This is a genomic window from Caldimonas taiwanensis NBRC 104434, assembly GCF_001592165.1.
Lineage (GTDB): Bacteria > Pseudomonadota > Gammaproteobacteria > Burkholderiales > Burkholderiaceae_C > Caldimonas > Caldimonas manganoxidans.
Window position 1 is genome coordinate 109,445 of the sequence record NZ_BCWK01000008.1, and the last position, 26,290, is coordinate 135,734.

Annotated in this window: 20 protein-coding genes and 1 riboswitch; of the genes, 9 read left to right on the top strand and 11 right to left on the bottom strand. The window is 66.8% G+C overall.

The genetic code is table 11. From position 1 onward, the window contains the following. Positions 1-17: 17 nt before the first annotated feature. From CTA01S_RS08965 to CTA01S_RS08990, 6 genes are all read right to left on the bottom strand, one after another. The gene (locus CTA01S_RS08965) at positions 18-6,146 is read right to left on the bottom strand and encodes a hybrid sensor histidine kinase/response regulator (RefSeq protein ID WP_062194697.1); all 6,129 of its coding nucleotides are present in this window, start codon (positions 6,144-6,146) and stop codon (positions 18-20) included. A 17-nt stretch (positions 6,147-6,163) separates the two neighbouring features. Continuing rightward, positions 6,164-8,473, bottom strand: a complete 2,310-nt coding sequence (locus tag CTA01S_RS08970; RefSeq protein ID WP_019560849.1) for a methyl-accepting chemotaxis protein — start codon at positions 8,471-8,473, stop codon at positions 6,164-6,166. Positions 8,474-8,541: 68 nt separating this feature from the next. Next, positions 8,542-9,084: a chemotaxis protein CheW gene (locus CTA01S_RS08975; RefSeq protein WP_019560850.1), complete on the bottom strand. Its 543-nt coding sequence runs from the start codon at positions 9,082-9,084 to the stop codon at positions 8,542-8,544. A gap of 66 nt (positions 9,085-9,150) precedes the next feature. Further along, positions 9,151-9,516: a response regulator gene (locus CTA01S_RS08980; protein ID WP_019560851.1), complete on the bottom strand. Its 366-nt coding sequence runs from the start codon at positions 9,514-9,516 to the stop codon at positions 9,151-9,153. A 95-nt stretch (positions 9,517-9,611) separates the two neighbouring features. Then, a complete protein-coding gene (locus CTA01S_RS08985) occupies positions 9,612-9,992 on the bottom strand; it encodes a response regulator (RefSeq protein WP_019560852.1) in 381 nt (126 codons plus the stop codon). An 83-nt stretch (positions 9,993-10,075) separates the two neighbouring features. After that, positions 10,076-10,228, bottom strand: a complete 153-nt coding sequence (locus tag CTA01S_RS08990; protein WP_019560853.1) for a rubredoxin — start codon at positions 10,226-10,228, stop codon at positions 10,076-10,078. Positions 10,229-10,392: 164 nt separating this feature from the next. On the opposite strand from CTA01S_RS08990, the gene thiD reads away from it, so the two are divergent. From thiD to mpl, 3 genes are read left to right on the top strand one after another with little or no spacing between them, the layout of a single operon-like run. Next, positions 10,393-11,310 (top strand): bifunctional hydroxymethylpyrimidine kinase/phosphomethylpyrimidine kinase, encoded by a 918-nt coding sequence (thiD, locus tag CTA01S_RS08995; RefSeq protein ID WP_026330175.1) that lies wholly within the window; start codon positions 10,393-10,395, stop codon positions 11,308-11,310. A gap of 52 nt (positions 11,311-11,362) precedes the next feature. After that, positions 11,363-12,664 carry a glutamate-1-semialdehyde 2,1-aminomutase gene (gene hemL / locus CTA01S_RS09000; RefSeq protein ID WP_062194700.1) on the top strand — a complete coding sequence of 434 codons (1,302 nt, stop codon included), beginning with the start codon at positions 11,363-11,365 and terminating at the stop codon, positions 12,662-12,664. Between the two features lie 35 nt (positions 12,665-12,699). Next, a complete protein-coding gene (gene mpl / locus CTA01S_RS09005; protein ID WP_062194704.1) occupies positions 12,700-14,043 on the top strand; it encodes a UDP-N-acetylmuramate:L-alanyl-gamma-D-glutamyl-meso-diaminopimelate ligase in 1,344 nt (447 codons plus the stop codon). A gap of 9 nt (positions 14,044-14,052) precedes the next feature. On the opposite strand, the gene CTA01S_RS09010 is transcribed toward mpl, so the two are convergent. Beyond that, positions 14,053-14,841 (bottom strand): enoyl-CoA hydratase, encoded by a 789-nt coding sequence (locus CTA01S_RS09010; RefSeq protein WP_062194707.1) that lies wholly within the window; start codon positions 14,839-14,841, stop codon positions 14,053-14,055. A 158-nt stretch (positions 14,842-14,999) separates the two neighbouring features. Between CTA01S_RS09010 and CTA01S_RS09015 the strand changes: the two genes are divergently transcribed. Continuing rightward, the gene (locus CTA01S_RS09015) at positions 15,000-15,503 is read left to right on the top strand and encodes a hypothetical protein (protein ID WP_157451332.1); all 504 of its coding nucleotides are present in this window, start codon (positions 15,000-15,002) and stop codon (positions 15,501-15,503) included. 46 nt (positions 15,504-15,549) lie between these two features. Here CTA01S_RS09015 and CTA01S_RS09020 read toward each other — a convergent pair whose 3' ends face one another. The 3 genes from CTA01S_RS09020 to CTA01S_RS09030 are packed head-to-tail and all read right to left on the bottom strand — an operon-like array spanning position 15,550 to position 19,139. After that, a complete protein-coding gene (locus tag CTA01S_RS09020) occupies positions 15,550-17,289 on the bottom strand; it encodes a M61 family metallopeptidase (protein WP_062194715.1) in 1,740 nt (579 codons plus the stop codon). Between the two features lie 12 nt (positions 17,290-17,301). Then, positions 17,302-18,021 (bottom strand): DsbC family protein, encoded by a 720-nt coding sequence (locus tag CTA01S_RS09025; RefSeq protein ID WP_062194718.1) that lies wholly within the window; start codon positions 18,019-18,021, stop codon positions 17,302-17,304. Between the two features lie 11 nt (positions 18,022-18,032). Further along, positions 18,033-19,139 (bottom strand): FAD-dependent monooxygenase, encoded by a 1,107-nt coding sequence (locus CTA01S_RS09030; protein WP_062194722.1) that lies wholly within the window; start codon positions 19,137-19,139, stop codon positions 18,033-18,035. A 218-nt stretch (positions 19,140-19,357) separates the two neighbouring features. On the opposite strand from CTA01S_RS09030, the gene CTA01S_RS09035 reads away from it, so the two are divergent. Continuing rightward, complete coding sequence (locus tag CTA01S_RS09035; protein ID WP_062194724.1) at positions 19,358-20,221, top strand: MOSC domain-containing protein; 864 nt, start codon at positions 19,358-19,360, stop codon at positions 20,219-20,221. A 28-nt stretch (positions 20,222-20,249) separates the two neighbouring features. Here the strand turns inward: CTA01S_RS09035 and CTA01S_RS09040 are convergent, their stop codons facing one another. Continuing rightward, positions 20,250-21,137, bottom strand: a complete 888-nt coding sequence (locus CTA01S_RS09040; RefSeq protein WP_062194726.1) for a LysR family transcriptional regulator — start codon at positions 21,135-21,137, stop codon at positions 20,250-20,252. A gap of 98 nt (positions 21,138-21,235) precedes the next feature. Here CTA01S_RS09040 and metE point away from each other — a divergent pair, with 98 nt between their 5' ends. The 4 genes from metE (at position 21,236) to ychF (ending at position 26,259) form a co-directional block, all read left to right on the top strand. Further along, positions 21,236-23,530 carry a 5-methyltetrahydropteroyltriglutamate--homocysteine S-methyltransferase gene (metE, locus tag CTA01S_RS09045; protein WP_062194733.1) on the top strand — a complete coding sequence of 765 codons (2,295 nt, stop codon included), beginning with the start codon at positions 21,236-21,238 and terminating at the stop codon, positions 23,528-23,530. 4 nt (positions 23,531-23,534) lie between these two features. Further along, positions 23,535-23,741: riboswitch (cobalamin riboswitch) on the top strand. A gap of 147 nt (positions 23,742-23,888) precedes the next feature. After that, positions 23,889-24,653 carry an acyl-CoA thioesterase gene (locus CTA01S_RS09050; RefSeq protein ID WP_062194736.1) on the top strand — a complete coding sequence of 255 codons (765 nt, stop codon included), beginning with the start codon at positions 23,889-23,891 and terminating at the stop codon, positions 24,651-24,653. After that, positions 24,634-25,143: a GNAT family N-acetyltransferase gene (locus CTA01S_RS09055; RefSeq protein ID WP_062194740.1), complete on the top strand. Its 510-nt coding sequence runs from the start codon at positions 24,634-24,636 to the stop codon at positions 25,141-25,143. Before CTA01S_RS09050 ends, CTA01S_RS09055 begins: the two co-directional genes overlap by 20 nt. A 21-nt stretch (positions 25,144-25,164) precedes the next feature. Then, positions 25,165-26,259, top strand: coding sequence for a redox-regulated ATPase YchF (gene ychF, locus CTA01S_RS09060; RefSeq protein WP_062194744.1), 1,095 nt, complete (start codon positions 25,165-25,167; stop codon positions 26,257-26,259). The last annotated feature ends 31 nt before the right edge of the window (positions 26,260-26,290 follow it).

Here is a 26,290-nt window from a genome sequence, read left to right on the forward strand (position 1 = left end):
GCACCCTCCGTCCAGAGTCAGTGCACCGGCTCGGCGCTGGCCGCTTGAGCGACATATCGGCCGATCAATGCCAGCAGCTCCTCCTCGCTGTAGGGCTTGCCCAGGTAGTGATTGACCCCGAGCTCGGCGGCGTAGTCGCGGTGCTTCTGCGCGATGCGAGAGGTGATCATGATGACCGGCAAATCGGCCAGACGCGCATCGGCCCGCAGGTTGCGCACCAGGTCGAAGCCGTCCATGCGGGGCATCTCGATGTCGCTGAGCACCACCGCGGGACGCTCCTCGGCCAGCCGCTCCAGCGCCTCCAAGCCATCTTTGGCCAACGCCACGCGGTAGCCCTCGCGGGCCAGCAAGCGCTGAGTCACGCGGCGCACCGTGAGCGAGTCGTCCACCACCAGCACCAGCGGCGTGGTCGGCTCGCCAGCCGCAGTCCGTTGGCGTTCGACCGCGTCGGCCTGGCGCTGCGCCTCGGCTCCCGGCTGCATCGCCGCCGCGGTGAGGGCCCGGGCCTCCTCGCCGTAGACCGTGGCCAGGGCCACGGGGTTGTAGATGAGCGCCACCGCCCCCGAGGCCAACAGCGTCATGCCGGCCAGACCCGGCAGTCGCGACAGCTGGGGCCCCAGGTTCTTCACCACCACTTCCTGCGTGCCCAGCACCTCATCCACATGCAGGGCCACGCGCTGCTGGGCGCTGCGCACCACCACGATGGGCTGGGTGCGCCCCCCTTCCTGACCGCGACCGCTGGCTTGCAGCAAGGCACCCAGCCAGAAGAAGGGCAGCATCTGCTCACCCAGCAGATAGACCGAGGTCTCGTACGCCCGCTGAACCTCCTCGGGGGTGGCGCGCCGCACGATCTCGATGAGGTTGGCCGGCACCCCCACCGTCACGGTGCCACAACGCAGCATCACGATCTGCGTGACCGCCGTGGTCAGCGGCAGCACCAGCTTGAAGCTCGTGCCTTGTCCGGGTGCCGTGGCGGTTTCGATACGGCCCCCCATGGCATGGACATCCGAGCGCACCACATCCATGCCCACGCCGCGGCCGGCCAGTTCGGTGACCGTCTCGGCCGTGGAGAAGCCCGGCGTGAAGATCAGGTTGGCCAGATCGGCATCGCTGGGGTCTTCATCCGGCCCGATCAGGCCCATGGCCCGGCCTCGCTCGCGGATGCGCGCCAGGTTCAGGCCGGCCCCATCGTCACGGAACTCGATGGCCACTTCGTTGCCTTCCTGGTGCAAAGCCACGACGATGGTTCCGACCGGGTCTTTGCCCGCCGCCACCCGATCTTGCGGAAGCTCGATGCCATGCGTGACGCAATTGCGCAACAAGTGTTCGAAAGACGCGGTCATGCGGTCGAGCACGCCGCGGTCGACTTCGATCGAGCCGCCCACGATGTCCAAGCGCACTTGCTTGCCGGTTTCTTTGGCCGCCAGCCGCACGACACGGTATAGGCGTTCGGACAAGCCTTCGAATTCGACCATGCGGGTGCGCAGCAGGTCGTCTTGCAATTCACGTGTCAGACGGGCCTGGGCCGCCAGCTCATCCTCGGTGGTCTCCAGCGCACGCTGCAGCGCCCGCTGCACCGTGGCCACGTCGTTCACCGACTCGGCCATCATGCGAGTGATTTCCTGGAAGCGGGTGAAGCGGTCGAACTCCAGCGGGTCGAAAGCCAAGCCTTCGGCCTTGGCCTGCTCCATGCGCGAGGCCATCTGCGTTTCGGCTTGCAATTCGATGTCGCGCAGCTGCTGGCGCAGGCGCTCCAGGTTGTCGGTCAAGTCGTTCAGCGAGCCCTTGATCTGGCGCACCTCGGACTCCAGCCGGGCGCGCGTGATGCTCACCTCGCCGGCCTGGTTGACCAAGCGGTCGAGCAACTGGGCGCGCACCCGCACGGCCGCTTGGCCGGTGTGCACCGCGGCACGTGCCGTGGCCGTCTGGACGGCCCCTGCCCCAGAGGCCGTCTGCACGAACCGCGACCAGTCGATCTCCGGCTCGACATCGGACGCAGCAGCGTGCGCCGCCCCCCCTTCCGGCGCAGGGGCAGGACCGCGATCCGTCGCCGCCACGCTTTCGGCCGGCCGCTCCTCGATCGGCAGGTCCACGTGTTCCATCAAAGGCGAGGGCGAGGACGGGGCCTCCAGCACCGCCGCGTCCTCGGGGCTGGCCTGAATCGCCGCCGTGGCATCGGCATAGGCCTGGGCGTCTTGGCGACGCAGCGCTTCGAACACCGCCATGATCACGTCGGCGCGGGCCTGGAGCGGCTCCACCTCCTCGGCGGTCACATCGCCACGGGCCAGCAGGCGTTCGATCGAGGTCTCGAGGCGGTGGGCGAGTTCGCCCAAACGCATCGCCCCGGCCAGACGAGCGCCACCTTTGAAGGTGTGCAAGGTGCGCATGCAAGCCTGCCCTGCCTGGACATTGCCAGGCTGCTGCAGCCATTCGCGCAACTGGCTGGCCAGCTGAGGCAACAGTTCCTGGGCCTCTTCTTCGAAAATGGGGAACAGGTCGGCATCGACCGCATCGATGGCATCGATGTCGTCGTCGATGTCCAGCCCCTGCCCAGGCAGTCCGGTGACATGCTTGGCCTGGGTCTGGGCCCAGTTCGGCAAAGACGACAAGTCCCGCAGCTCGGCGCGCCCCAAGTCGGGCAGCGCATCCCACCGAGACGGCGGCTCGGCCGACGAGCTCGGCGCGGCCAATTCCCCGTCCGCCGGCCCGACAGCCTCACCGACCGATTCGGCTTCAGCCCGGGCAGTGGCTTGGTCACGCGGGAGCAAATCGCCCGGCGTGGAATCCTGGAGCTCACCCGGCGTGGAATCCTGGAGCTCGCCCCCCGCCTGCATCGACTCCAGCGCATGGGCCAACTGCTGCTCATGCTCGTCCAACCGCGCCAGCAACTCCGGCGAAGGCTCCTTCAGGAAACCCGCGGCGAACTGATGCAGCAAGCGACGGATCTCGTCGGCCACATCGACGAACAGCCGGGCCTGTTCGGCATCGCCATGTCCGATGGCTTGCACGCGCATCAGCGCATGTTCCAGACGGCGCGCCAATTGCGACAGATCGGTAAAGCCCACGGTGGCCGAGGAACCCGCCAGCGAATGCGCGTGGGCGATGGCAGCCTCGCCGACCGGGCGGTCCAGCTCCAAGGCCCACTCGGCCAGTTCGGTACTCAGCCGGCGCGACAGCTCGTCGGCCTCGGTCAAATAGATGTTGAACAGCGGAATGCCGATACGCAAGGGCCCGACGATCTTGACCTGGTCGCTCACCGGTTCGGAACTCGGTTGCGCCGGGTGGGACGTTGGCTCGGCGCCTTCGGTCGGCGCCACGCTCTGCAAGGGCCCCGGCTGGGCGGACTGCGGCGCAGCGGCTGCAGGCTCGGAGGCTTCGATGAGCCCCAAATCCAGGTCCAGGCTGCCGAAGTCAAGACTCACCTCGGGCAAGGGTTCGCGCACCGGCTCGTCCTCGACCGCCAGCGGCAGCTCGGCTGCGGCCGGCTCGGAAGGCGCCACGGGCGCTGCGGCATCCTCGAACGCGGACAGGTCCAAGTGCAAGGCCGGCACGTCCACTGGCACGGCTTGCGGCGGCGCCGGTTCGGCCGCGGGCAACTCCGCCGGCATCGATACCGCCGTCGGTCCACCCGGCGCATGCACGGGCAGACGCCGCCCCTCCAGACGCATCGCGTCGGCTGCCGCACGGACCGGGGCGCTGTGATGCGTGGGCTCCACCCGCGCAGCGACTTCACCGACCCAGGCGGCCAGATAATCGAGCACCTCGCCCGTGAAGGCCAACAAGTCCTCGGTGGCAGGCTTCTGGTCGGCCAGCCAGGTGTTATACAGCTGCTCGCAGGCCCAGGCCGCTTCGCCGAAGTCGTGCAGGCCCACCATGCGCGAGCTGCCCTTGAGCGTGTGGAACGAGCGACGCACCGTGGTCAGCTGCTCGATGTCGTCGGGCGCGCGGGTCAACAGGTCCAAGGCCGCCCCGGCCGTGGCCATGACCTCCTGGGCCTCCTCGAGGAAGACGGCTCGCATCTCGTCGTCGTCTTCCAGGCCCGAGCGCCCGTCAGGCGCCGGGGCGCTCGCCGCAGCAACGGGAGGCTCGGCCGCCAGGGTCGCCGCATCGGAGGCGGTGGACACGAAATCGGTGACCGCCTGCACGATTTGCTCGCGCACCGTCTGCAGATCGGCCTGGCCGCGAGCGGCCTGCTCGACGGCGGCATGGGCCTGATTCAACGGCTCGACCAGGGACGGCTGGTCCGCCACCATGGCTTGGTCGGACAAGCGCTGCAGCTCGGCCGACAGGGCTTCGAGCGAGAGATCTTCACGCTCGACCTGGGCGGCCAAGGCCTGGGCCTGTTCGATCAGCCGGGGCTCCACCAGCGTCACTGACGGCGCCGGCGGCTCGGTCGAGCGGCCCATCACCGGGCGCAGCTCTCCCCGCTCGGCATCGAAGGTGAACAGCGACTTGGCCAGCTGCGGCTGGTAGCTGAGCATGTCGATCAGGAAGCCCAGCGCCCCAAGATTGCCGGCCAGTCGCTCGAAAGTGGCCACTGCCGACGGCGATTGCGGATCGACCTCGGTGGCCAACAACTCGTCGACCACGTCGCGCATGCGCAGCACGGCCTGCGAGGCTTGATCCATGCCCAGCACCGAAAGCACGCCACGCATGGCGGCCAGTTGGCCCGGCACCGGCGCCAGCACGGAGCGATCGGACGGATGGCGGAAGTACTGATCGATCTGCTTTTCGGCCTCGGCCAAAGAAGCGCGCAGCTCCTGAACCACGCTGCCCATGGTCTGGCGATCCGACACCCGGCGGTACAGATCCTCCATCCAGGGCTCCAGCGGCTGCGCGGGCTGCCCCTGACGTACCGACTCGATGCGTTCGGCCAAGCGATGGCTGCGCTCTGCAAGCCGTGGGTCATCGAAGTCCGCATCCTCGAGCGAGGCCTCCAGATACAGCACACTGGTGGCCACCTCCATGGCCAGTGCGGCCGCAGGCGCCGCGGCCGACTCCACCGTCTGCGCCGCCGCGCGCATCAGCGCTTCGGCCAAAGACTCACCGGCGGGGTAAATCTTGCGCAGGGAATCTCCCACGAGGCTGAACTGCTCGTTCAAGCCGGTCAGGCGATGCATCTCCCCACCGGCCACGGCCGACCAGGCATCCTTGGCGGCGGCCACACGCTTGCGCGCCTGCACCAACAACGCCGGATCGAAGCGGCCGAGGTGCGACACCTCGTAGTCCACCGGCTCATGGTCTTCCAGACCATAGGCGCGACGCACGGCCTGCACACGCGGGGCCGCCCCCTCCTGAGGGCGGCACTGGGCACAGAAGAACAGCAGATCCTGCGCCAAGCGCTCGGAGACGGCCGACTCGCCGCGCTCGATCATGCCGAACTGCGCCAGAATGCGCGAAGCCACACGCTTGCTATAGACGTCCAGCGGCAACAGGCCCTGAGCCAGGGCTTCGAAGAAGGCCGCCGCCAGCCGCCAGAACGTGGCCGCGTGCATCGTCGGCGCACTGAGTCCGAGGCCGGCGCACAAATCACTCATGCGTTGGGCCGTACGGGCCGTGGACCGTCCCCGCATCAACGTCAGCAGCAACGCCTCGAGTTCGCCTCGCGTGGTCGCATCGGGACTGCGCGGCCCAACCCCGGCGACATCGGCCACTTCGGTCCAATGCCAGTCGACGCTCCACAGGTCGGCCGGATGGATGCGATCGGCCCCGGCCAACTCCTGCACCGCGCGGTACTGGGGGAACAACGACACGCAGGACACCTTGCGGCCCGCCAGCACGCGCGAGAGGTAGTCCAACAAGCCGAACGAAGCTTTCTCGAGGGTCTCGACCGCTGCGGCGTCGAGCTTTTGGGGCTTCTGGATGTAGCGCTGGATGGCCGCCTCGCTGGCCCGCAGCACATTGGCTGCGGCCGGCATCCCCACGAGTTCGAGCGCACCGACGCCCTGGTGGATCTGCTGGCGCGCGGTTCTCAGGACCGACGGATCGACCGCGTCGACGTCCGAGCCGGCAGCGCTGTGGGCCTCTTTGAGGAAACGGCGCAAGGCCTTGTGTGCATGGTCGAGCGACTTGCGCAACTCCTCCTGAACCCAGGCCAGGGCGCTGAGGTCGTCGCCGGTCCGACTGTCTCGGTTGCTGCTGTCCATCCAGTGCCCCACCCTGCTCAGCTGATCTTGAAGCGCGCCACCGACTGCTTCAGTTCTTCGGCGGTCTTGGACAGCTCACGCACCAGCTGCGCCGTCGAGCGTGTGCCCTCACCGGTTTGCTCGGTCACCGCGAAGATGTGCTGAATGTTGCCGGCCACGATGTTGGCCGATTCGGCTTCACGGGAGGCCTGGGCCGAAATCTCCTCGATCAGCTCGGCCAGCTGGCGCGACACGCGGTCGATCTCACCGAGCGCCGTGCCGGCGTGGTCCGACAGTTTGGCCCCTTCCACCACGCCCTGCGTGGAGCGCTCCATGGCCGCCACGGCATCGGCCGTGTCGGTCTGAATGGTTTTGACCAGCGCGGCGATCTGCTTGGTCGCATCGGCGGAACGCTCGGCCAGCCGCTGCACTTCCTCGGCCACCACCGAAAAGCCGCGCCCGGCTTCACCGGCCGAAGCCGCCTGGATGGCGGCGTTGAGCGCCAACACGTTGGTCTGTTCGGTAATGTCGGAGATCAGCTCGGTGATCTCACCGATCTCTTGCGAGGACTCGCCCAGCCGCTTGATCCGTTTGGAGGTTTCCTGGATCTGTTCACGAATGGCATTCATACCGCCGATGGCGTTTTGCACGGCCCGCAAGCCTTGCTCGGCAGCCAACAGCGACTGACGAGCCACTTGGGCCGATTGCTGGGCTCGCGCCGACACTTCGTTGATTCGGCTGGCCATCTGGAGCACCGACTCACCCGTGTCACGAATCTCACGCAGCTGCTCGGTCGAGGCTGCCAGCAGTTCGGTGGACGTGGCCTCGACCTGTTGCGTGGTCTCGGTCACCCGCGTCACCGTGCCCTGCACCTGAGCCACGAGGGTGCGCAGTTCCTCCACCGTGTAGTTCACCGAGTCGGCAATGGCACCGGTGATGTCCTCGGTCACCGTGGCTTGTTGCGTCAGGTCGCCTTCGGCCACCGTCTGCAACTCGTTCATCAGCCTCAGAATGGCCGCCTGGTTGGCATCATTGATGCGCTTGGCTTCTTGCTCCTGCCGCTCGGCCTCCAAGCGCTGCTGCTCGGCCAGCAGCGCACGCGCACGTTCGGCTTGGAAGTACACATAGAGCAGCCCGAGAATGCCGACCAAGGCCAAGACGATGGAGGTCAACAACACGATCAGGTTGACGGTGCCGAAGCCGGTCTTTTCGGACAGCAGCGTCTGCACTTCTTGCAAGCCCTTACGCAAGGCCTCGGAGTCGTCGATGATCACCACCTGGGCCTCGCGGGCCGACACCAGCCCCTGGAGGTTGCCCAGGATGGCGCCGGCCTGAGTGCGGGTTTGCTCGTACAGCGCCTGCAAGGCCTGCAGGCGTTCCCTGGTCTGCTCGTCGCGCGTGGGTGGCAAGCGCAGTTCGGCGCTGCCCTCCAGCAAGCCTTGCGCGATTTCACGGAAAGAGTTCAAGTCCTTGCCGAGCAAGAACACGGCCTCGGGCGAGACGCCTTCCATCGTCAGGAACTCGTTGGCCGACTTTCCGATACGCTGCGTCAGCATCACCAACTGCCCTGCGGCGGAGATTTCGGCCGGCGAGGCATTTTGCTGCAGCTTCAGCGAGGAGATGGTCTCGGCAATCTCCAGCAGGTCGGCCGACTGGCGGTTGATGGTGCGCAAGGCCTGTCCCACCTGCGTCAAGATCTCCTGCTGCGACAACACGATGCCGGCATTTTTCTCGGCGCGGTCGACCAGCGGCATGATGGGCTCGAGGGCCGGCTGCACATCCGGGGCCACCGGCACGAGATCCGCTCCACCGTTGCGCAGACCACGCACGCCAGCGGCCAACACCGAGGCACTTTCGCGCACCTCGGCAAAGGCCTGCGGGTTGCCCACCAGGGCCTGAGACACTGACTTGGCCAAGCGCTGCGACTGCATCAGCGCCTCACCGGTGGTACGCACCTGCGCTGCCACGTTGTTGGCATTGTTCTGCGAAATGCCCACCACCGCCAGCAGACCGACCACACCCAGCACGGTCAGCGCACCCAGGATCCGCTGCTGCTGGGCCACCGGCAAGTGGCCGATCAAGGGCAGCCGGGAACGGGACTCCACGGCCTCGCCGGCTTGCATGCGCGTTTGCGCAAACTCGCCAGGCAATTCCGAGGGCGCCACCTCGGAGATGATGGAGGAGTCCTTGTCGGTGGAGGACGCCCCGTTGGGCCGCGTCTCCAGGCTGATCGTCGCATCCGCCCCCGGCAAAGGCAGCTCGTCCGAGGCCCCGTCGTACGGCTTGCCCAGTGAGTCCTCGCCCGGCCCCTTCTTGCCTTTGCCGGTGATCTTGCTGATGAAACTCATATTCCCCTCTAGCTTTCTGCTCGAACGTCACTCATAGCAGGCCGGTCGTCGCCGCGCGAGGCGCCCCGTCAGCCCACGATCCTCAGGAATGCCTCGTCACGCGCCAGCGCGGCCAGGTGCAACTCCTGCCATACGCGCCCCTGGGCGTCGCGCAGGCGTTGACCCACGAAGCCGGGCCGCGGCGCACGCTCATCGACCCCGTCGTCGGCCGGCTGGAGCTGCTCGCGGCTGCGCAGACCGGCCAGCCGCTCCACCAGCAAGGCGCAATTGACATCCAACGACGGATTGAGCGCGATCAATCGGGCCTGTTCACGCAAGCCGTCGGCGCTTGCCATGTTGGCGGCCCGCAAACCCAAAAAGGCCGCCAAGTCGACCACGCCATGCAGGCCGCCACGCAGATTGGCCACGCCCAGGAACCAGGGCGATGTATGCGGCACGCTCACGCAGGATGAAAACGGGAAGATCTCGCCGGCTTCTTGCAGCGGCAGCAGGAAACGCCGTCCTGCAGACTCCACCGCCAACCAGTTGGCCGTGCGCGCCTCGGTGCGAGCGGCCTGCAAACGCTCGGCCAAGCGGGTTTGCAGCTCACGCAGCGCTTCTTTGTTCGCCATGGTGTATGTCTGTGCTTGCTCGGGTGCGGTCTGACACCTGCGTGCCGTCGTGCCCGCGACGTCTCATCAGTCGAAGGCGCGGATCTTGTTGATCAGTTCCTCGGCGTCCACGGGCTTGACCACATAGTCGCGCGCGCCTTGGCGCATGCCCCAGACTTTGTCGGTTTCTTGGTTCTTGCTCGTGCACATGATCACCGGCACGTCCGCATAGTTGGGGTCGCGTGTGATCGAACGCGTGAGCTGAAAGCCGTTCTGGCCGGGCATGACCACATCCATCAGGATCAGGTCGGGCTTGTCCTCGGCCAGACGCCGCCAAGCCTCCTCTCCGTTTTCGGCCGTACGCACGCTGTAGCCGCGCTTGGTCAGCAGTTCGGACAGATGATGCAGTTCGGTCTTCGAGTCGTCGACCAACAGGATCTTTTTGACTGGCATGGCGTTTTACCTCACTCGATCGGGGCTGACCCACAGGTGCCCCCGTGCAAACGGATGCAATGAGAAAGGGCGCCGGCAGTCGGGCGCCCCGGGATTCATGCGGTGCGGCGGTGCTGTTCCACGGCCTGGAGCAACTGGTCTTTGGTGAAGGGCTTGGTCAGGTAATCCTGCGAGCCGACCATGCGTCCGCGCGCCTTGTCGAACAAACCGTCCTTGGACGACAGCATGATCACCGGCACCGAAGAAAACTTGGGATTGCGCTTGATGATCGCGCAGGTCTGGTACCCATCGAGCCGCGGCATCAAGATGTCGCAAAAAATCAAATGCGGCTCATGGTCATTGACCTTGGCCAGCGCATCGAAGCCGTCCTCAGCCAGCACCACTTCGTAGCCGCCTTGCTTGAGGAAGATCTCGGCGCTGCGGCGAATGGTGTTGCTGTCGTCGATGACAAGCACCTTGGTGGCCCCCGCAGGCATGGCCCGGCCGTTCGAAGCAGCGGTATCGCTCACTGAAGCCCTCTCCTCAACGACTTGAACTGGCTGTCCTCGCGTCTGTCGCGCTAGATCTGCACCATTTCGAAGTCTTCCTTGCGAGCGCCGCATTCTGGGCAAACCCAGTTCATCGGCACATCGGCCCAGGCAGTCCCCGGGGCGATGCCATGCTCAGGGTCGCCGGCGGCCTCGTCATAGATCCATCCGCAAATCAGGCACATCCAGGTTCGAGACTCGCTCACTTTGTATCAGTTTCACTACAATGATGCGAGGCATTGTAGCCTTGTGAACACACAAAACCGCGAGGGTTTGTGCGAACTTACACGTGATTGTTCATGTGAAGTTCCCTGCCGACCGCCCTCGCCCACCGCACCGGCCCGCATCCATGTCCCAAACCCCCCAAGACCCGGCCCCCGACGCCCCCGAGGACGCCGCCGCCCCGCCGTGCGTGATGAGCTTCAACGCCAACGACCCCAGTGGCGCAGGCGGCTTGGGTGGCGACGTGGCCACCCTGTGCGCCATGGGAGCCCACCCCTTGCCGGTGGTCACGGCCATCTTGCTGCGAGACACCGCCGAAGTGTTCGATCACCACGTGCTCGACGATGAGGCGGTGGTCGAGCAGGCCCGCAGCATCCTCGAGGACACGCCGATCGCTGCCTGGAAAGTCGGTTTCCTCGGCAGTGCGGAAATCATCAGCGTGGTCGCCGAGGTGTTGTCCGACTACCCCGACGTGCCCCTGGTGGCCTACCTGCCCAGCCTGCCCTGGATGGAAGAATCCGCCCACGAGGCCTATCACGACGCGTTCCGCGAACTGGTGCTGCCGCAGGCCTCGGTGCTCGTGGGCAACCACAAGACCCTCACCGACTTTTTGTTGCCCGACTGGGATGCCGATCGGCCAGCCTCCCCGCGTGAGCTGGCCGTCGCGGCGGCCGAACATGGCACGCGCTTCGTGCTGGTCACCGGCATCCAACTGCCCGACCATTTCGTCGACAACGTCCTGGCCACGGCCGACGGGCCGATCAGCGGCGAACGTTTCGAGCGCTTCGACGCCGGGTTCGTCGGCGCGGGCGAAACCCTGTCGGCCGCCCTGACGGCCATGCTGGCCAACGGGGCGGACATCACCGCCGCAGCCGCCGAGGCCCTGGCCTTCCTGGACCAAACCCTGGATGCCGGCTTCCGGCCCGGCATGGGCGCGGTGATTCCCGACCGGTTCTTCTGGGCTTTGCCACCGGCCGAGGGCTCGCCAGAGCCTGCCGACGAGGCCGAGGATGGCGCCCCGCCGGATCGGCGTCACGTCCACTGACACACAAAACACCGCCAACGGGTGCGCCCGTCGGCTCCGACTCTCGCTTCGCATGGCCACCAACGAACAACTCTTCGAACGCGCACGTCGGGTCATCCCCGGCGGCGTCAACTCGCCGGTGCGCGCCTTCCGCGCCGTCGGGGGCACACCGCGCTTCATCACGCGGGCCCAGGGCGCGTATCTCTATGACGCCGAAGGCCGCCGCTACATCGATTACATCGGCTCTTGGGGCCCGATGATCCTCGGACACGGCCATCCCGCCGTGGTGGAGGCCGTGCAGCGCGCCGTGGCCGAGGGCTTGTCCTTCGGTGCGCCCACCGAGCGCGAGATCGAACTGGCCGAAGCCATCCTGGATCTGGTGCCCTCGGTGGAACAGGTGCGGCTGGTGAGTTCGGGCACCGAAGCCGCCATGAGCGCGATCCGCCTGGCGCGCGGAGCCACCGGCCGACCCAAGCTCATCAAATTCGAAGGCTGCTACCACGGTCATGCCGATGCCCTGCTGGTGAAGGCCGGCTCCGGGTTGGCCACCTTCGGCCACCCGACCAGTGCCGGCGTGCCGCCCGAGGCGGTGCAGCACACCTTGGTGCTGGAATACAACAACCTCGATCAACTGGAGGCCGCGTTTGCCGAGCACGGCACGCAGCTGGCCTGCGTGATCATCGAGCCGATCGCCGGCAACATGAACTTCGTGCGCGCCAGCGTACCGTTCATGCGCCGGCTGGGCGAGCTGTGCACACGGCATGGGGCGCTGCTGATCTTCGACGAGGTCATGACCGGTTTCCGCGTGGGTCTGCACGGCGCGCAGGGGCTCTACGGCCGGCTCATCCCGGGCTTGCGGCCCGACCTCAGCGTCTTCGGCAAGGTCATCGGCGGGGGCATGCCGCTGGCCGCCTTTGGCGGCCCGCGCGCCATCATGGAGCAGCTCTCGCCGCTGGGGCCGGTCTATCAGGCCGGCACCTTGTCGGGCAACCCGGTGGCCACGGCCTGCGGCCTGGCCACGCTGCGCGAGATCCGCCGACCCGGCTTCTTCGAGGCACTGTCGGAGCGCACCCGCATGCTGGTGGACGGCCTGCAAAGCGCCGCACGCGAAGCCGGCATCGACCTCGCCGTGGACTGCGAAGGCGGCATGTTCGGCTTCTTCCTGGCGCGTGAGCTGCCGCAAAACTACGGGCAGGTCATGGCCACCGACAAGGAGGCTTTCAATCGCGTCTTCCACGGCATGCTCCAACGCGGGATTTACCTCGCGCCCGCGCTGTACGAAGCCGGCTTCGTCAGCGCCGCCCACACGGCCGAAGACATCACCGCCACCATCGAGGCCGCCCGCGCCACCTTCGCATCCTGGGCCGCCCCCTGATCCCATCGCTGCCGGCCCCGCGCCGGGATTCACGCATGCATCTGCACATTCTTGGCATCTGCGGCACCTTCATGGGCGGGCTGGCCGCCCTGGCCCGCGAGGCAGGCCACCGCGTCACCGGCTGCGATGCCGGTGTCTATCCGCCCATGAGCGACCAGCTGCGCGAGCTGGGCATCGAGCTGATCGAGGGCTATGGCGCCGACCAGCTCGCCCTGCGGCCCGATGTCTGGGTGGTGGGCAACGTGGTCAGTCGCGGCAACCCGCTGATGGAGGCCGTGCTCGAGGCCGGCTTGCGCTACACCAGTGGCCCGCAGTGGCTGGCCGAAAACGTCTTGCACGGCCGCCATGTGCTGGCCGTGGCCGGCACGCACGGCAAGACGACCACCACCTCGATGCTGGCCTGGATTCTCGAGGCCACGGGGCGCCAGCCTGGTTTTCTGGTGGGCGGCGTGCCGCAAAACTTCGGGGTGTCGGCCCGCCTGGGTGCAGGGTCCGCCTTCGTGATCGAGGCCGACGAGTACGACACGGCCTTCTTCGACAAGCGCAGCAAGTTCGTGCACTACCGGCCGCGCACTGCGGTGCTGAACAACCTGGAATTCGACCACGCCGACATCTTCGACGACCTGGCGGCCATCGAGCGCCAATTCCACCACCTGGTGCGCACCGTGCCTGGCGGCGGCCGCCTGGTGGTCAATGCGCGCGAGGCCAGCCTGCAGCGTGTGCTGGACAAGGGTTGCTGGAGCGAGGTGGTGCGCTTTGGCACGGCCCAAGGCTTCGAGGCCCGCGGCGAGCCTCAAGACTTCGAGGTCTACCGCGATGGCCAGGTCGTGGGCCGGGTGCGCTGGGAGCTGTTGGGCGAGCACAACCAGATGAACGCGCTGGCGGCCATCGCCGCGGCCGAGCACCTGGGCATCTCGCCCTCGGCGGCGGCCGAAGCGTTGGGCGGCTTTCGCAACGTGCGTCGGCGGCTCGAAGTGCGTGGACAGGCCGGCGGCGTGACCGTCTATGACGACTTCGCCCACCACCCCACGGCGATGCGCACCACGATCGACGGCCTGCGCCGCCGCGTGGGCTCGGCGCGCATCCTGGCCGTCTTCGAGCCGCGCTCGAACACGATGAAGCTGGGCACGATGAAAGCGCAGCTGCCTTGGGCCTTGGAAGCAGCCGATCTGGCCTTCTGCCACAGTGGCGGCCTGACTTGGGATGCCGCCCAGGCGCTGGCCCCCTTGGGCGCCAAGGCCCAGGTGGCCGACAGCATCGACGGCGTGATCGCCCAGGTGCTGGCCGCCGCGCGTGCGGGCGACCATGTGCTGTGCATGAGCAATGGCAGCTTCGGCGGCATCCATGGCCGCCTGCTGGAGGCGCTGGCGGCGCGCTGAGCGTGCGCGTCAGCGATGCTTGAACACCGCGGGGCGTTTGGACAGAAAGGCGTCCATGCCCTCTTTTTGATCCTCGGTGGCAAACAAGGCGTGGAAGGCGCGACGCTCGAAACGCAGTCCTTCGTCCAGCGGCGACTCATAGGCCCGGTTCACGCATTCCTTGGCCGCCAGCAGGCTGGGCAGTGAATAGCCACAGATGGCGTCGGCCGCGGCAAACGTCTCCTCCAGCAGCTTGTCGGCTGGCACCACCCGGGACACCAGACCGGCGCGCTCGGCCTCGACCGCATCCATCATGCGCCCGGTAAGGACCAGATCCATGGCCTTGGCCTTGCCCACTGCGCGCGGCAAGCGCTGCGTGCCTCCTGCGCCGGGAATGATGCCCAGCTTGATCTCGGGCTGGCCGAACTTCGCCGTGTCCGCCGCGATGATGATGTCGCACATCATCGCCAACTCGCAGCCGCCGCCCAGCGCAAAGCCCGACACCGCGGCGATCACCGGCTTGCGCACGCGCTTGAGCGTTTCCCAGTTGCGGGTGATGAAATCCGATTTGTAGACCTCCATGTAGGTCCACTTGGCCATGGCCGAGATGTCGGCACCGGCCGCAAAGGCCTTCTCGCTGCCAGTGATGACCATGCAGCCGATGGCATCGTCGGCATCGAAGGCCAACAGCGCCTGGCCTAGCTGATCCATCAGCGCATCGTTGAGGGCGTTGAGCTGCTTGGGCCGGTTCAGGGTGATGACACCCACCTTCAGCGCGGCCTGGCCGCGCACTTGGGTCAGGATGAGGGGTTCGCTCACGGGCTTCTCCTTTCGCAGCCCTCACTATACGGCCCCGCCGATGGCGTGAAATCCGACCGGCATGCCCCCACCGCAGCGCGCTCCACAGGAGCTTTCCCAGTGGCGTGAGCGGATGGGGCGCGTTAAGCTGCACGCATCGCGCTCAACCAGGGTGATCGATGGCTACGGTGTACCGCAAGACGGAAAAGGGACAGGCCGAAATCGCCACCCGCCAACACCACCTGTCCATGAAGCTGCGCTCAGCGCTGATCATGGTCGATGGCAAACGCACGGACGAGGAGCTGCTGCGCATGATTCCTGGCGATGGCCAGGAACTGCTCCAACAGCTGCGTGATCAAGGCTTCATCGAGGTGATCGCCGTCACGGCGCAGCGCTCCGCATCGAATGGCGCCAAACCGGCAGACAGCGTCCCCCCGCCGACGGAGTCCAGCTTCGGTCAGGGCCCCACGGGGGCGGACTTCATCGCCCTGCGCCAGCAGGCTGCCCGCTTCATCTCCGAGCAGCTCGGACCCATGGGCGACGATCTGGCCGTGCGCTTGGAAAAAGCCAAGGCCTGGGCGGACATGAAGCCGGTGCTGACCATGGCCCAGCGGGTGCTGCAGGACAACCGTGGGCCGACGACGGCCGAAGCCTTCCGGATTCGTTTCATCGATCCGTACTGAACCCCGCACATCATCGGCGGGGCCGCCGCGCCACCTTCGACAGCGGTCAACGGGCCTTGAGCCAAGCTCGACGACGCTGCAATTCGCCATCTGACGCCGGATCGGCCGGCACCAACACCACCGAGCCCAGCCCGGCGGGAATCTCCACCGTGAGCGTCTTGAGACGTTGATCTCGACTGACGAGCAGCCGAGCCCGCCGGGGCTCAGCCGCAGGCCCGAGATAGATCGACAGATCGTCGAGCTTGCGCAAACGCCAATCGTCCACGGCCAACAGCTCATCGCCGGCGGCCAGCCCGGCGCGCTCGGCCGCACTGCCGCGCAAGACGGCCTTGACCGTCAGCCCGCCGTTGTCGGCCACGCGCACGCCCAAGCGCTGAGCCCAGGTCGGGGGGTCGCGCTGCCAGCGCACCGCATGAGCACGCAGCAGTTCTTCCAGCGGAAGATCTTGCGTGCCATGCACCCAGGCTTGGAGTTCCCGTCGGTAGCTGCGCCCGCCGACGGCCTCCAGCGCCTGCGCGAACAAGGCTTCGTCCATCGGGCCGCCCCCGGTGTGCCGCCACAGCCAAGCCATCACCTCGTCCAGCGTGCCACGCCCTTCCTGCCGCAGCCGCAAGTCCAGTGCCAGCGCGACGAGCGCCCCTTTGGTGTAGTAGCTGATGGTCGAATTGACCGTGTTTTCGTCTGGGCGGTAATACTTCACCCAGGCATCGAAACTGGCCTGCGCGACGCTTTGCACCCGACGGCCCGGCAGCGCAAGGGTGTTGGTGATCGTGCGCGCCAACAACTTGAGGTAGCGCGCCTCGTCGATCAAGCCGGCACGGCACAACAGCAGATCGTCGTAATACGACGTGAAGCCTTCGAAGAGCCACAGCAGCTGCGTGTAATTCTCGCGGCCGTAGTCATAGCGGGCGAATTCCGCCGGCCGCAGGCGCTTGACGTTCCACGCATGGAAATACTCGTGGCTGATGAGCCCCAGCAAAGTGACGTAGCCCTCGGACAGCCCCTCCTCGCCCAAGCGCGGCAGATCGCGCCGGCTGCAGATCAATGCAGTGCTGGCGCGGTGCTCCAAGCCGCCATAGCCATCGTCGACGACGTTGAGCATGAAGACGTAGCGGTCGAAAGGAGGTTTGCGCCGTCCGTGCCAGAAGGCGATGGCCGTCTCACAGATGCGCTGGGCATCGCGAAGCAATCGTTGGCCGTCGAAACTCGGCGCAGCGCCACTGACGACGAACTCGTGCTCCACGCCCTGGGCTTTGAAGCGCCCGCGCCAGAAGCCACCCAGCTCGACCGGATGGTCGACCAGCTCGTCATAGTCGGCTGCTTGGTACACGCCCTGCCCGCGCGCGTCGGTGCGCACGGCAGGCAAAGCGGTGGCCACCTGCCAGCGCGGCGGCAAGCCACGCAGCTCGACACGGTGGGGTTCGTCCTCGCGGCCGTGCACGCGCAAGAACACCGAGGTGCCGTTGAAAAACCCTCGATCCGCATCCAAGTAGGCCGCCCGCACCGACGTGTCGAAGGCATAGACCCGATATTCGATTTCCAAGGCACTCGCCCCGCTGCAGCGAGCCCGCCAGGTGCACTTGTCCAGCTGCTCCAGCGGCACCGTGCGCGAGCCCTGCCGCGCCACCAGCCCTTGCAGGTGACGCGCAAACTCACGCACCAGATAGCTGCCTGGAATCCACACCGGCAGCGACACGAGGGTGTCGGCCTGCGGACGGACGACGCGCAGGACCACCCGGTACAGGTGGGCCTGCAAATCATGGGGCTCGATGCGATAGTGGATCATCCGGGGGGTGCTTCAGCGAACTTTCACCTGGGCGAGCTGCTGCTCGATCTGGGCCGTGTTGAGCGCCCCCGGAATGCGGGTGCCGTCTTCGAAAATCAGCGCCGGGGTGCCATTGATGCGGTGTTTGCGTGCCAGCTCGGTGGATCGCTCCACCGCTTTCCAATCACAGCCCGCTGGCGCCGGCGGCGGCGCGATGTTGCGCAGCATCAGGTCTTGCCACGCCTTGAGGCGGTCTTTGGCGCACCAAACGTCGCGCGACTTGGCCAGCGAGTCCGGCCCGATGGGCACCGGGTAGAGAAAGGTGTAGACCGTCACATCCTTGACCTGCTGCACGTCGCGCTCGAAACGCTTGCAGTAGCCGCAATTCGGGTCGGCAAACACGGCAATCTTGCGTTTGCCGTTGCCGTTCTTCATCACGATGGCGTCTTTGAGCGGCAGGCTGGCGAAGTCGATGGCGGTGAGCTTCGCCACGCGTTCTTGGGTGAGGTTGCGCTGAGCCTCCAGGTCGATCAGCTCACCGCGGATCAGGTAGTTGCCCTGGGCATCGGTGTAGTAGACCTCATGGCCGACTTGCAATTCGAACAAGCCCGGCACGGGGGTGGGCAGGACCTCCAGCTTGGCATCGGCCGGCAGCCGGGTCTCGAACTTCTTGCGGATCACCGCCTCATTGGACCAGGCCGGCACGGCCAAGGGCAGCAGCAACAGTGCGGCCAAGATGGAGCGCAATGACATCACGAATTCCTTCAGGCATCGAGCGCGCGGGCCGTGAGCCAGCGCTTCAGAGGCGGCAGGGCATTGACCAGACCCAAACCACGGTTACGAAGTTCCTTCAACGGTGCCGACGATGCAGCAAACAAATGCAGCAGACCATCGGTGAGCTGCCCCATGGCCCAGGTCGGCGCACGACGCGCACGCGCATAGCGGCGCAACAGCCGCTCATCCCCCAGACGTCGCCACGCCTCTCGTGCAGCGAGCACTTCGGCCAGGGTCTGCACATCGGCCAGACCCAAATTGAGCCCCTGCCCAGCCAAGGGATGCACCACGTGCGCCGCATCGCCCAGCAACACCCAGCCCGGGCCACACACCCGGTCGGCCTGGGCGAACACCAGAGGCCAACCCACGCAGGGACCGTGCAGTTGGAGCCGACCGGCCACACCGCCCGTGGCTTCGTTGAGGGCCTGCTCCAGCGCCTCAGGGCGCGCCCTCAACCAGGCCTCGGCCTGCGCACGAGGTAGCGACCACACCAGGCCGTAGGAAGACTCGGGCTGCGGGCGGTCGAAGGGTAGCAAGGCCAACACATCGGGGCTGCGAAACCATTGACGGGCAACGCCCCGATGCGGCGCATCGGCCACCAGGCGGGCGGCCAGTGCGGTCTGGCCATAGTCGTGCCGCGTCCATTGCACCCCAAGCGCTGCGCGCCGCGCCGAATGGCGCCCCTCGCAAATGGCCTCGAGCTCGGCGTGCACTGGGCGATCCACCACGGTCACATGCGGCTGGAACTGCAAGGCCCGGGACAGTTCCCGTTCGAGCGCGGCCGCATCGACGATCCAAGCCAGCTCGCGCACCCCTTGTTGCCAGGCCGAGAACTCCAGTGCCGCCCCGGGCGCATCGCCCTCGATCCGCATGTCGTAGACCGGTGTGGCAGCCGTGGAGGGAAGGTGGGGCCAGACCTTCAACCCTTCGAGCAGGGCCACCGATCTGGCGTTGAGCGCATAGGCCCGCACGTCGTCGGCCGACGGGCTCGGCAACGGCGCACTGAGGGCCACACGCAGCCCTTCGCGCGCCAGGGCCAAGGCGAGCGTCTTGCCGACGATGCCGTGGCCCAGGATGGAAACGTCGTAGCGGCTCATGATGGCTCATTGTAGGGGGCGGGGCTCTATGATCCGTGCCTGAAGGCTCCCATCGTCCTGCCTGAAGCCACCCACCGGGTCGGGCTCGCCCAGGGCCGTCGGCTGGGCATGGCGCCACACGCTGGAGCGATCGGCGCGGCAGCCCCCTGGGCATCGGCTGGCGCCCACTGCCCGGACGATGGGCCTGCTGCAACACAAGCACAGAGGAGTGGGTTCAAGTGAGCGATGTGAATTTCCGTGTAGGCGCTTTGTACGTGCATCCCATCAAGTCCTGTGCAGCCGTGCCGGTCCATGAAGCCTTGCTGATCGAGACCGGTCTGGAGTTCGACCGTGCCTGGATGGTGGTCGATGAGCATGGCCATTTCCTCAGCCAGCGCGAACTGCCACGCATGGCGCTGATCCGCCCCACACTGCGTGCGGCCGACATGGTGCTGCGCGCGCCGGGCATGCTGGCCTTGCACATTGCCTACGACACCGTGGAAGGCCCCACCCGGGTGACGGTGTGGAACGACACCGTGCCCGCCTACGACATGGGCGACCTGGCGGCCCAATGGTTCAGCGACTTCCTGGGCCGGCGCGTGCGCCTGGTGCGCTTCGACCCGGAACACAAGCGCCTGTCGAGCCTGGAGTGGACCGGCGGCCTGGAAGCCGAAAACCAGTTCACCGACGGCTTCCCGCTGTTGGTGCTGACCCGCGCGGCGCTGGACGAACTCAACACCCGCCTGGCCGCGCAGGGGCAGCCGGCGGCCAGCCCGGAGCGCTTCCGCCCCAACCTCGTGCTCGATGCCGTGGACGAGACCCTGACGGCCCATGCCGAAGACCATCTGCAAGAGCTGCAGATCGACACGGATGACGGTCCGGTGCGCCTGAAGCTCGTGAAACCCTGCGTGCGCTGCTCCATCCCGGATGTGGACCCGGTCACGGCCGACACCGGCCACGCCATCGGTGACGCCTTGGCCGGCTACCGCGCCGACCCCCGCATGGACGGCGGACTGACTTTCGGCATGAATGCCATCGTGCTGGAAGGGGTGGAGCGGCTGCTGCGCGTCGGACAATTGGGCACGGGTCGCTGGGCCTTTTGAGAACGACCTTGCCCGCCGCTGCGGCAGCTCACGCCTCGGCGGCGCGGCACTGACGCAAAAAATCCGCCACGTAGTCCACGCCCCGATCGGCCCGCCGCACGCCCAGGTGGATGTGCTTGAACACCCCCTGCTGCCCCAGCCGCAGCCAGGCCAGCGGCAGGCGCTGGGCATACTCTTGCACCAACCATGCCGGCATGGCCGTCACGGCCCGGCCGGCGGCCACCATCTGCAGCAAAACTTCCGTGTTCTCCACCGTCTTGTGCCGCAAAGGCAACACCCCCGCCGGTGTGAGAAACCGGGTGTAGACATCCAGACGATCGGTGCTCACCGGGTAGGTGAGCAAGGTTTCGCCAGCCAAGTCTTCCGGCTGCGCCCACGACTGAGCCGCCAGGCGGTGAGCCGCGCTGACCACCAGCACCTGCTCGTAATCGAAGACCGGCTCGAAATGCACCTGGGCGTGCAGCAAGGGGTCTGGCGTGACCAGCACATCGATGTCGTGGGCCAGCAGCGCGCCCATGCCACCGAACTGGAACCGCTGGCGCACATCCACATCCACGTCCGGCCAGCGCGCCAAGTACGGGCCCAGATGCCGGTGCAGCCATAGAAAGCAGGGGTGACATTCCATGCCGATGCGCAAGGTGCCGCGCTCGCCCCGCGCATACTGCTGCAAGCGCTCCTCGGCCAATTCCAGTTGCGGCAGCACCCGCTGCGCCACCGCCAGCAGCGCTTGACCTGCCTGGGTCAACACCAGCCGCTTGCCTTCGCGGCGCCACACCGGCGTGCCCACCCGCTGCTCGAGCTTGCGCATGGTGTGGCTGAGGGCCGATTGGGTCAGGCACAAGCGTTGCGCGGCCGCAGTCAGAGAACCCTGACGCTCCACTTCGCGCACGATCGCCAGGTGGATGCGCTCGATCATGAACTGGATTCATTGATTTTTGATGAAAGATCATTTTACTTCATAGCGCATTGGGGCCAGCATCCCAGCCTCAGCAAGGCTTCATCTCTGCGGACTCCATGCCAACGATCACCACACACAACCTGGGCTTTGCCCGCATCGGCGCACACCGTGAACTGAAATTCGCGCTCGAATCCCACTGGCGCGGCCAGACCCCGATCGACACGGTGCTGGACACCGCTGCGCAGCTGCGCGCGCGACACTGGGGCTTGCAATCGGGGCTCGATTGGGTGCCGGTGGGCGACTTTTCCCTGTACGACCACGTGCTGGACACCAGCGCTGCCTTGGGCTGTTTGCCCGAGCGTGCCCGTGCGGCATCGCTGGATCGCTGGTCGGTGTACTTCCGGGCCGCGCGCGGCCGGGCTCATGCGCAGTGCCCAGCCGCGCCCGTGGCCGCGGCCGAAATGACCAAGTGGTTCGACACCAATTACCACTATCTGGTGCCCGAGTTCGACGCGCACACCCGCTTCGAGCTGGACGATCACTGGCTGCAAACCCAATGGACGCAGGCCCGGTCTTTGGGCGTGCGAGGCAAGCCCGTGCTGCTGGGGCCGGTGAGCTTCCTGCGCCTGGGCAAGGCCCGCGACGGCTCGGACCGCCTGAAGCTGCTGGACGCCCTGTTGCCGGTGTATGCCCAATGGCTCGAACGCCTGCACCGCGATGGCGCCACCTGGGTGCAGATCGACGAGCCGGTGCTGGTCGAAGAGCTGGACGCGTCGTGGCGGCATGCCTTCAACCTGGCCTATCACACGCTCAAGGCCGTCCCGGTCAAGCTGCTGCTGACCACCTATTTCGGCCCCTTGGGCGAGAACCTATACCTGGCGGCGAATCTGCCGGTGGCCGGCTTGCATCTCGATGCGGTGCGGGCGCGCGCGGAAGTGAGCGCCGCGCTCAACCTCTTGCCGCCCACCAAGGTGCTGTCCTTGGGCGTGATCGACGGCCGCAACGTCTGGAAAACCGACTTGGACGCCACCTTGGATTGGCTGGAGCCGTTGGCCGCACGGCTGGAGGAGCGGCTGTGGTTGGCGCCCTCGTGTTCTTTGCTGCACGTGCCGGTGGACCTGGACCTGGAACGACGCCTACCGCATCCGTTGCGCGACTGGCTCGCGTTCGGTGTGCAAAAACTCGACGAGCTGCGCTGTCTGGCCCAAGCGCTCACCCAGGGCAAAGACAGCGTGGCCCAACGGCTGGAGGAGCAACGACAGGCCGTGCAGTCACGGCGCGACAGCCCCAGCGTGCATCGGCCTGCCGTGCAAGCGGCCTTGGCGGCATGGGACGATGCGCTCGGACGCCGGCGCAGCCCCTACGCCCAGCGCATCGCCGTGCAACAGCAACGCCTGCAACTGCCCGCCTGGCCGACCACCACGATCGGCTCGTTTCCGCAGACGGCAGACATTCGCCTGCAGCGCAAGCGCCTGCGCGATGGCCTGATCGACCCGGCCGCCTACGAACAGGCCATGCGGGAAGAAATCGCCCATTGCATCCGCGTGCAAGAGGAACTGGGGCTGGATGTGCTGGTGCACGGCGAGGCCGAGCGCAGCGACATGGTGGAATATTTCGCCGAGCAACTCGATGGCTTCGCGCTGACCGAGCATGGCTGGGTGCAGTCCTACGGTTCGCGCTGCGTCAAGCCACCGCTGCTGTATGGCGATGTGCAGCGGCCCGCACCGATGACCGTGCGCTGGGCCACCTACGCGCAGTCGCTGAGCACCAAGCCGGTCAAAGGCATGCTCACCGGCCCGGTGACGCTGCTGAACTGGTCCTTCGTGCGTGACGATCAAGCGCGCGAGACGACATGCCGCCAGTTGGCACTGGCCTTGCGCCAGGAGGTGCTCGACCTGGAAGCCGCCGGCGTGGCCATCATCCAAATCGACGAGCCGGCCTTGCGGGAAGGGCTGCCACTGCGCCAAGCCGACCAAGCCGATTACTTGCGCTGGGCCTGCGCCTGCTTTCGCATGGCGGCCAACGGGGTGGGCGACGCCACGCAGATCCATACCCACATGTGCTACAGCGAGTTCAACGACATCATCGAGCACATCGCTGAGCTCGACGCCGACGTCATCACGATCGAGACGGCCCGCTCGGCCATGGAGTTGCTCGACGCCTTCGAACGCCACCATTACCCCAATGGCGTGGGGCCGGGGGTGTATGACATCCACAGCCCCAACCTCCCATCCGTGCAGCAGATGATCGATTTGCTGCGCCGTGCCGCGCAGCACTTGTCACCGCAGCAGCTGTGGGTCAATCCGGATTGCGGGCTGAAGACGCGGCAGTGGGACGAAGTCGTACCCGCGTTGCGCCACATGGTGCAAGCCGCCCGTTGGCTGCGGGAGCACACCGCCGAGGCCACTTGAGGTAAAGTGTTTTCTGCTTCGCGGTGTCTTGCCCCAAGGCAAGAATGAAAAGGGAACGACAGAAGGGTCGCGCAAGCGACCTGTGCTGTGGCTGCCCCCGCAACTGTGATCGGCGAGTTCGCGGTCCATCGAGTCACTGGCCTTGCGCTGGGAAGACCGACCCGAACCATGACCCGAGAGCCAGGAGACCTGCCGCGAAGTCATGTGTCAGTGAGCAGGGCGGGGTGTCCCTGGTCTGGGCGCGCACCACTGTCCCACGGATCGCTGGTGGCCTCGAGCGGGCTGCCATGGCGCGACCGGGGGGCGGCGGCATCCCGGTTCGACGACCCTCGTCCTTGCATGCAGGAGTCGTTCGTCCATGCCCGTCGCTTCTTCGTCCGCCGTTCCCGCCGCCGTCGTACTGCCCACGCTGCGCACCGTCGATATGGTCTGGCCCGACCAGTCCAATCACCATGGCACCTTGTTTGGTGGCGCCGCCGTGGCCATGCTGGACCGTCTGGCCTACATCGTGGGCACCCGCGCCCTGGCCGCCCCGGCCGTCACCGCGAGCATCACCGAGCTGGCCTTTGCCCATCCTGCCCCGGCCGGGCAGTTGGTCGAAGCCCATGCACGGGTGACCGACGTGGGCGAGCGCTCGGCCTGGATCGAAGCCGAGTTGATCAGCGAAGACCTGCTCAGCGGACAGCGCACCCACTGTGTCAGCGGCCGCTTCGTGATGGTGCGCCCCGCATCATCGCCACCGGCCGCGGCCCGTACGCCGGCCCATGAGACCCGCGCCGACATGCCAGCCCAGGCCTGCACGGTGGCCGACATCGTCTTTCCCGGACATGTGAATCACCGCGGCATCTTGCATGGCGGCCCGGCCATGGCCTGGATGAGCAAGGCCGGCTTCGTGGCCGCCACGCGCCACAGCCGCCGCAGCGTGGTCATGGCCGGATGTGAGCGCGTGGACTTCGATGCGCCCGCGCACGTGGGCGACATCGTCGAAGCCCACGCCTGGGTGCAACGCACCGGCCGACGCTCCATCCAGGTGCAAGCGCAATTGTGGGTCGAATCGGCCCCCAGCGGGCAGCCGCAACGCTGCGCCACGGCAACGATGACTTATGTGGCCCTCGACCCTTGAGTTGCAGCGCTTGCAGCCGGCACATGCCCACGCCCTGCAAGTGCTGATGCTGTCGCTGTCGCGCGCCGACCGGCATGCGCGGTTTGGCCATGCGCTGGACGACGCGGCCCTGTGCGCTTGGGTGGAGGCACTGGACTGGCAGACCCAACGCGCCTGGGGTCTGTGGGCCGCGCCCGACGTGGGGCTGGTGGCGGCCTTGCACCTGTTCGACATGGGCCAGGCACGCAGCCACGAGTTGGCCGTGGTGGTGCATCCGCGGCTGCGCCGTCGCGGGCTGGCCCGCTTGCTGCTGCAAGCGGCCTTGGCCCAGGCGCCGGAAGTCAGCCGCTTGTGGTGCGCGCATGCCCACCCCTTCATTCGCGCCGAATGCGCCCATCATGGGTGGTCGCTGCGCCACGCCGGCCCGCAAGGCGGCTTCGAGATCGGCCTGCGGCCTGATTCGACCGCACAGGTGCCGCCGCTGGCAGGCCCGGTAAAATGCAGGGTTTGACTTCGCACGGCCCCAGACACCATGAGCCTCCGCTGCGGCATCGTGGGGCTGCCCAATGTGGGCAAGTCCACACTCTTCAATGCCTTGACCAAGGCCGGCATCGCTGCCGAAAACTATCCCTTCTGTACCATCGAGCCCAATGTCGGCGTCGTGGAACTGCCCGACCCGCGCCTGCACAAGCTGGCCGAGATCGTCAAGCCCGAACGGGTGGTGCCAGCCCTCGTCGAATTCGTGGACATCGCCGGTTTGGTGGCCGGTGCCTCCAAGGGGGAAGGCCTGGGCAATCAGTTCCTCAGCCACATCCGTGAGACGGACGCCATCGTCAACGTGGTGCGCTGCTTCGAGGACGACAACATCATCCACGTGGCCGGCCGCGTGGACCCGATCGCCGACATCGAGGTGATTCAAACCGAGCTGTGCCTGGCCGACTTGGCCACGGTGGAAAAGAGCCTGCAGCGCTACACCAAGGTGGCTCGGGCCGGCGGCGACAAGGAAGCCCAGCGCCTGGTGGACGTGCTCAACCAATGCCAGGCCGCACTCAATGAAGGCCGACCGGTGCGCAGCATCGACTTCAGCAAAGAAGAGCGCGCCGTGCTCAAGCCGCTGTGCCTGATCACGGCCAAACCGGCGATGTTCGTCGGCAACGTGGCCGAGGACGGCTTCGAGCACAACCCTCTGCTAGACCGCCTGAAGGACTACGCCGCCCAGCAAAACGCGCCGGTGGTGGCCATCTGTGCCAAAACCGAAGCCGAGCTGGCCGACATGAGCGACGAGGACCGACTGATGTTCTTGCAGGCCATGGGCCAGGACGAACCTGGGCTGAACCGTCTGATCCGCGCCGCCTTCAAGTTGCTGGGCTTGCAAACCTATTTCACCGCTGGCGAGAAAGAGGTGCGCGCCTGGACCGTGCCCATCGGCGCCACGGCGCCGCAGGCCGCCGGGGTCATCCATTCCGACTTCGAGCGCGGCTTCATCCGCGCCCAGACGATCGCCTACGAGGACTTCATCGCCTACGGCGGCGAGCAAGGCGCCAAAGACGCTGGCAAGATGCGTGCCGAAGGCAAGGACTACATCGTCAAGGATGGGGACGTGATGCACTTCCTGTTCAACGTCTGAATCCCACGCCTTCCTTTTCTTTGCTTCCAGG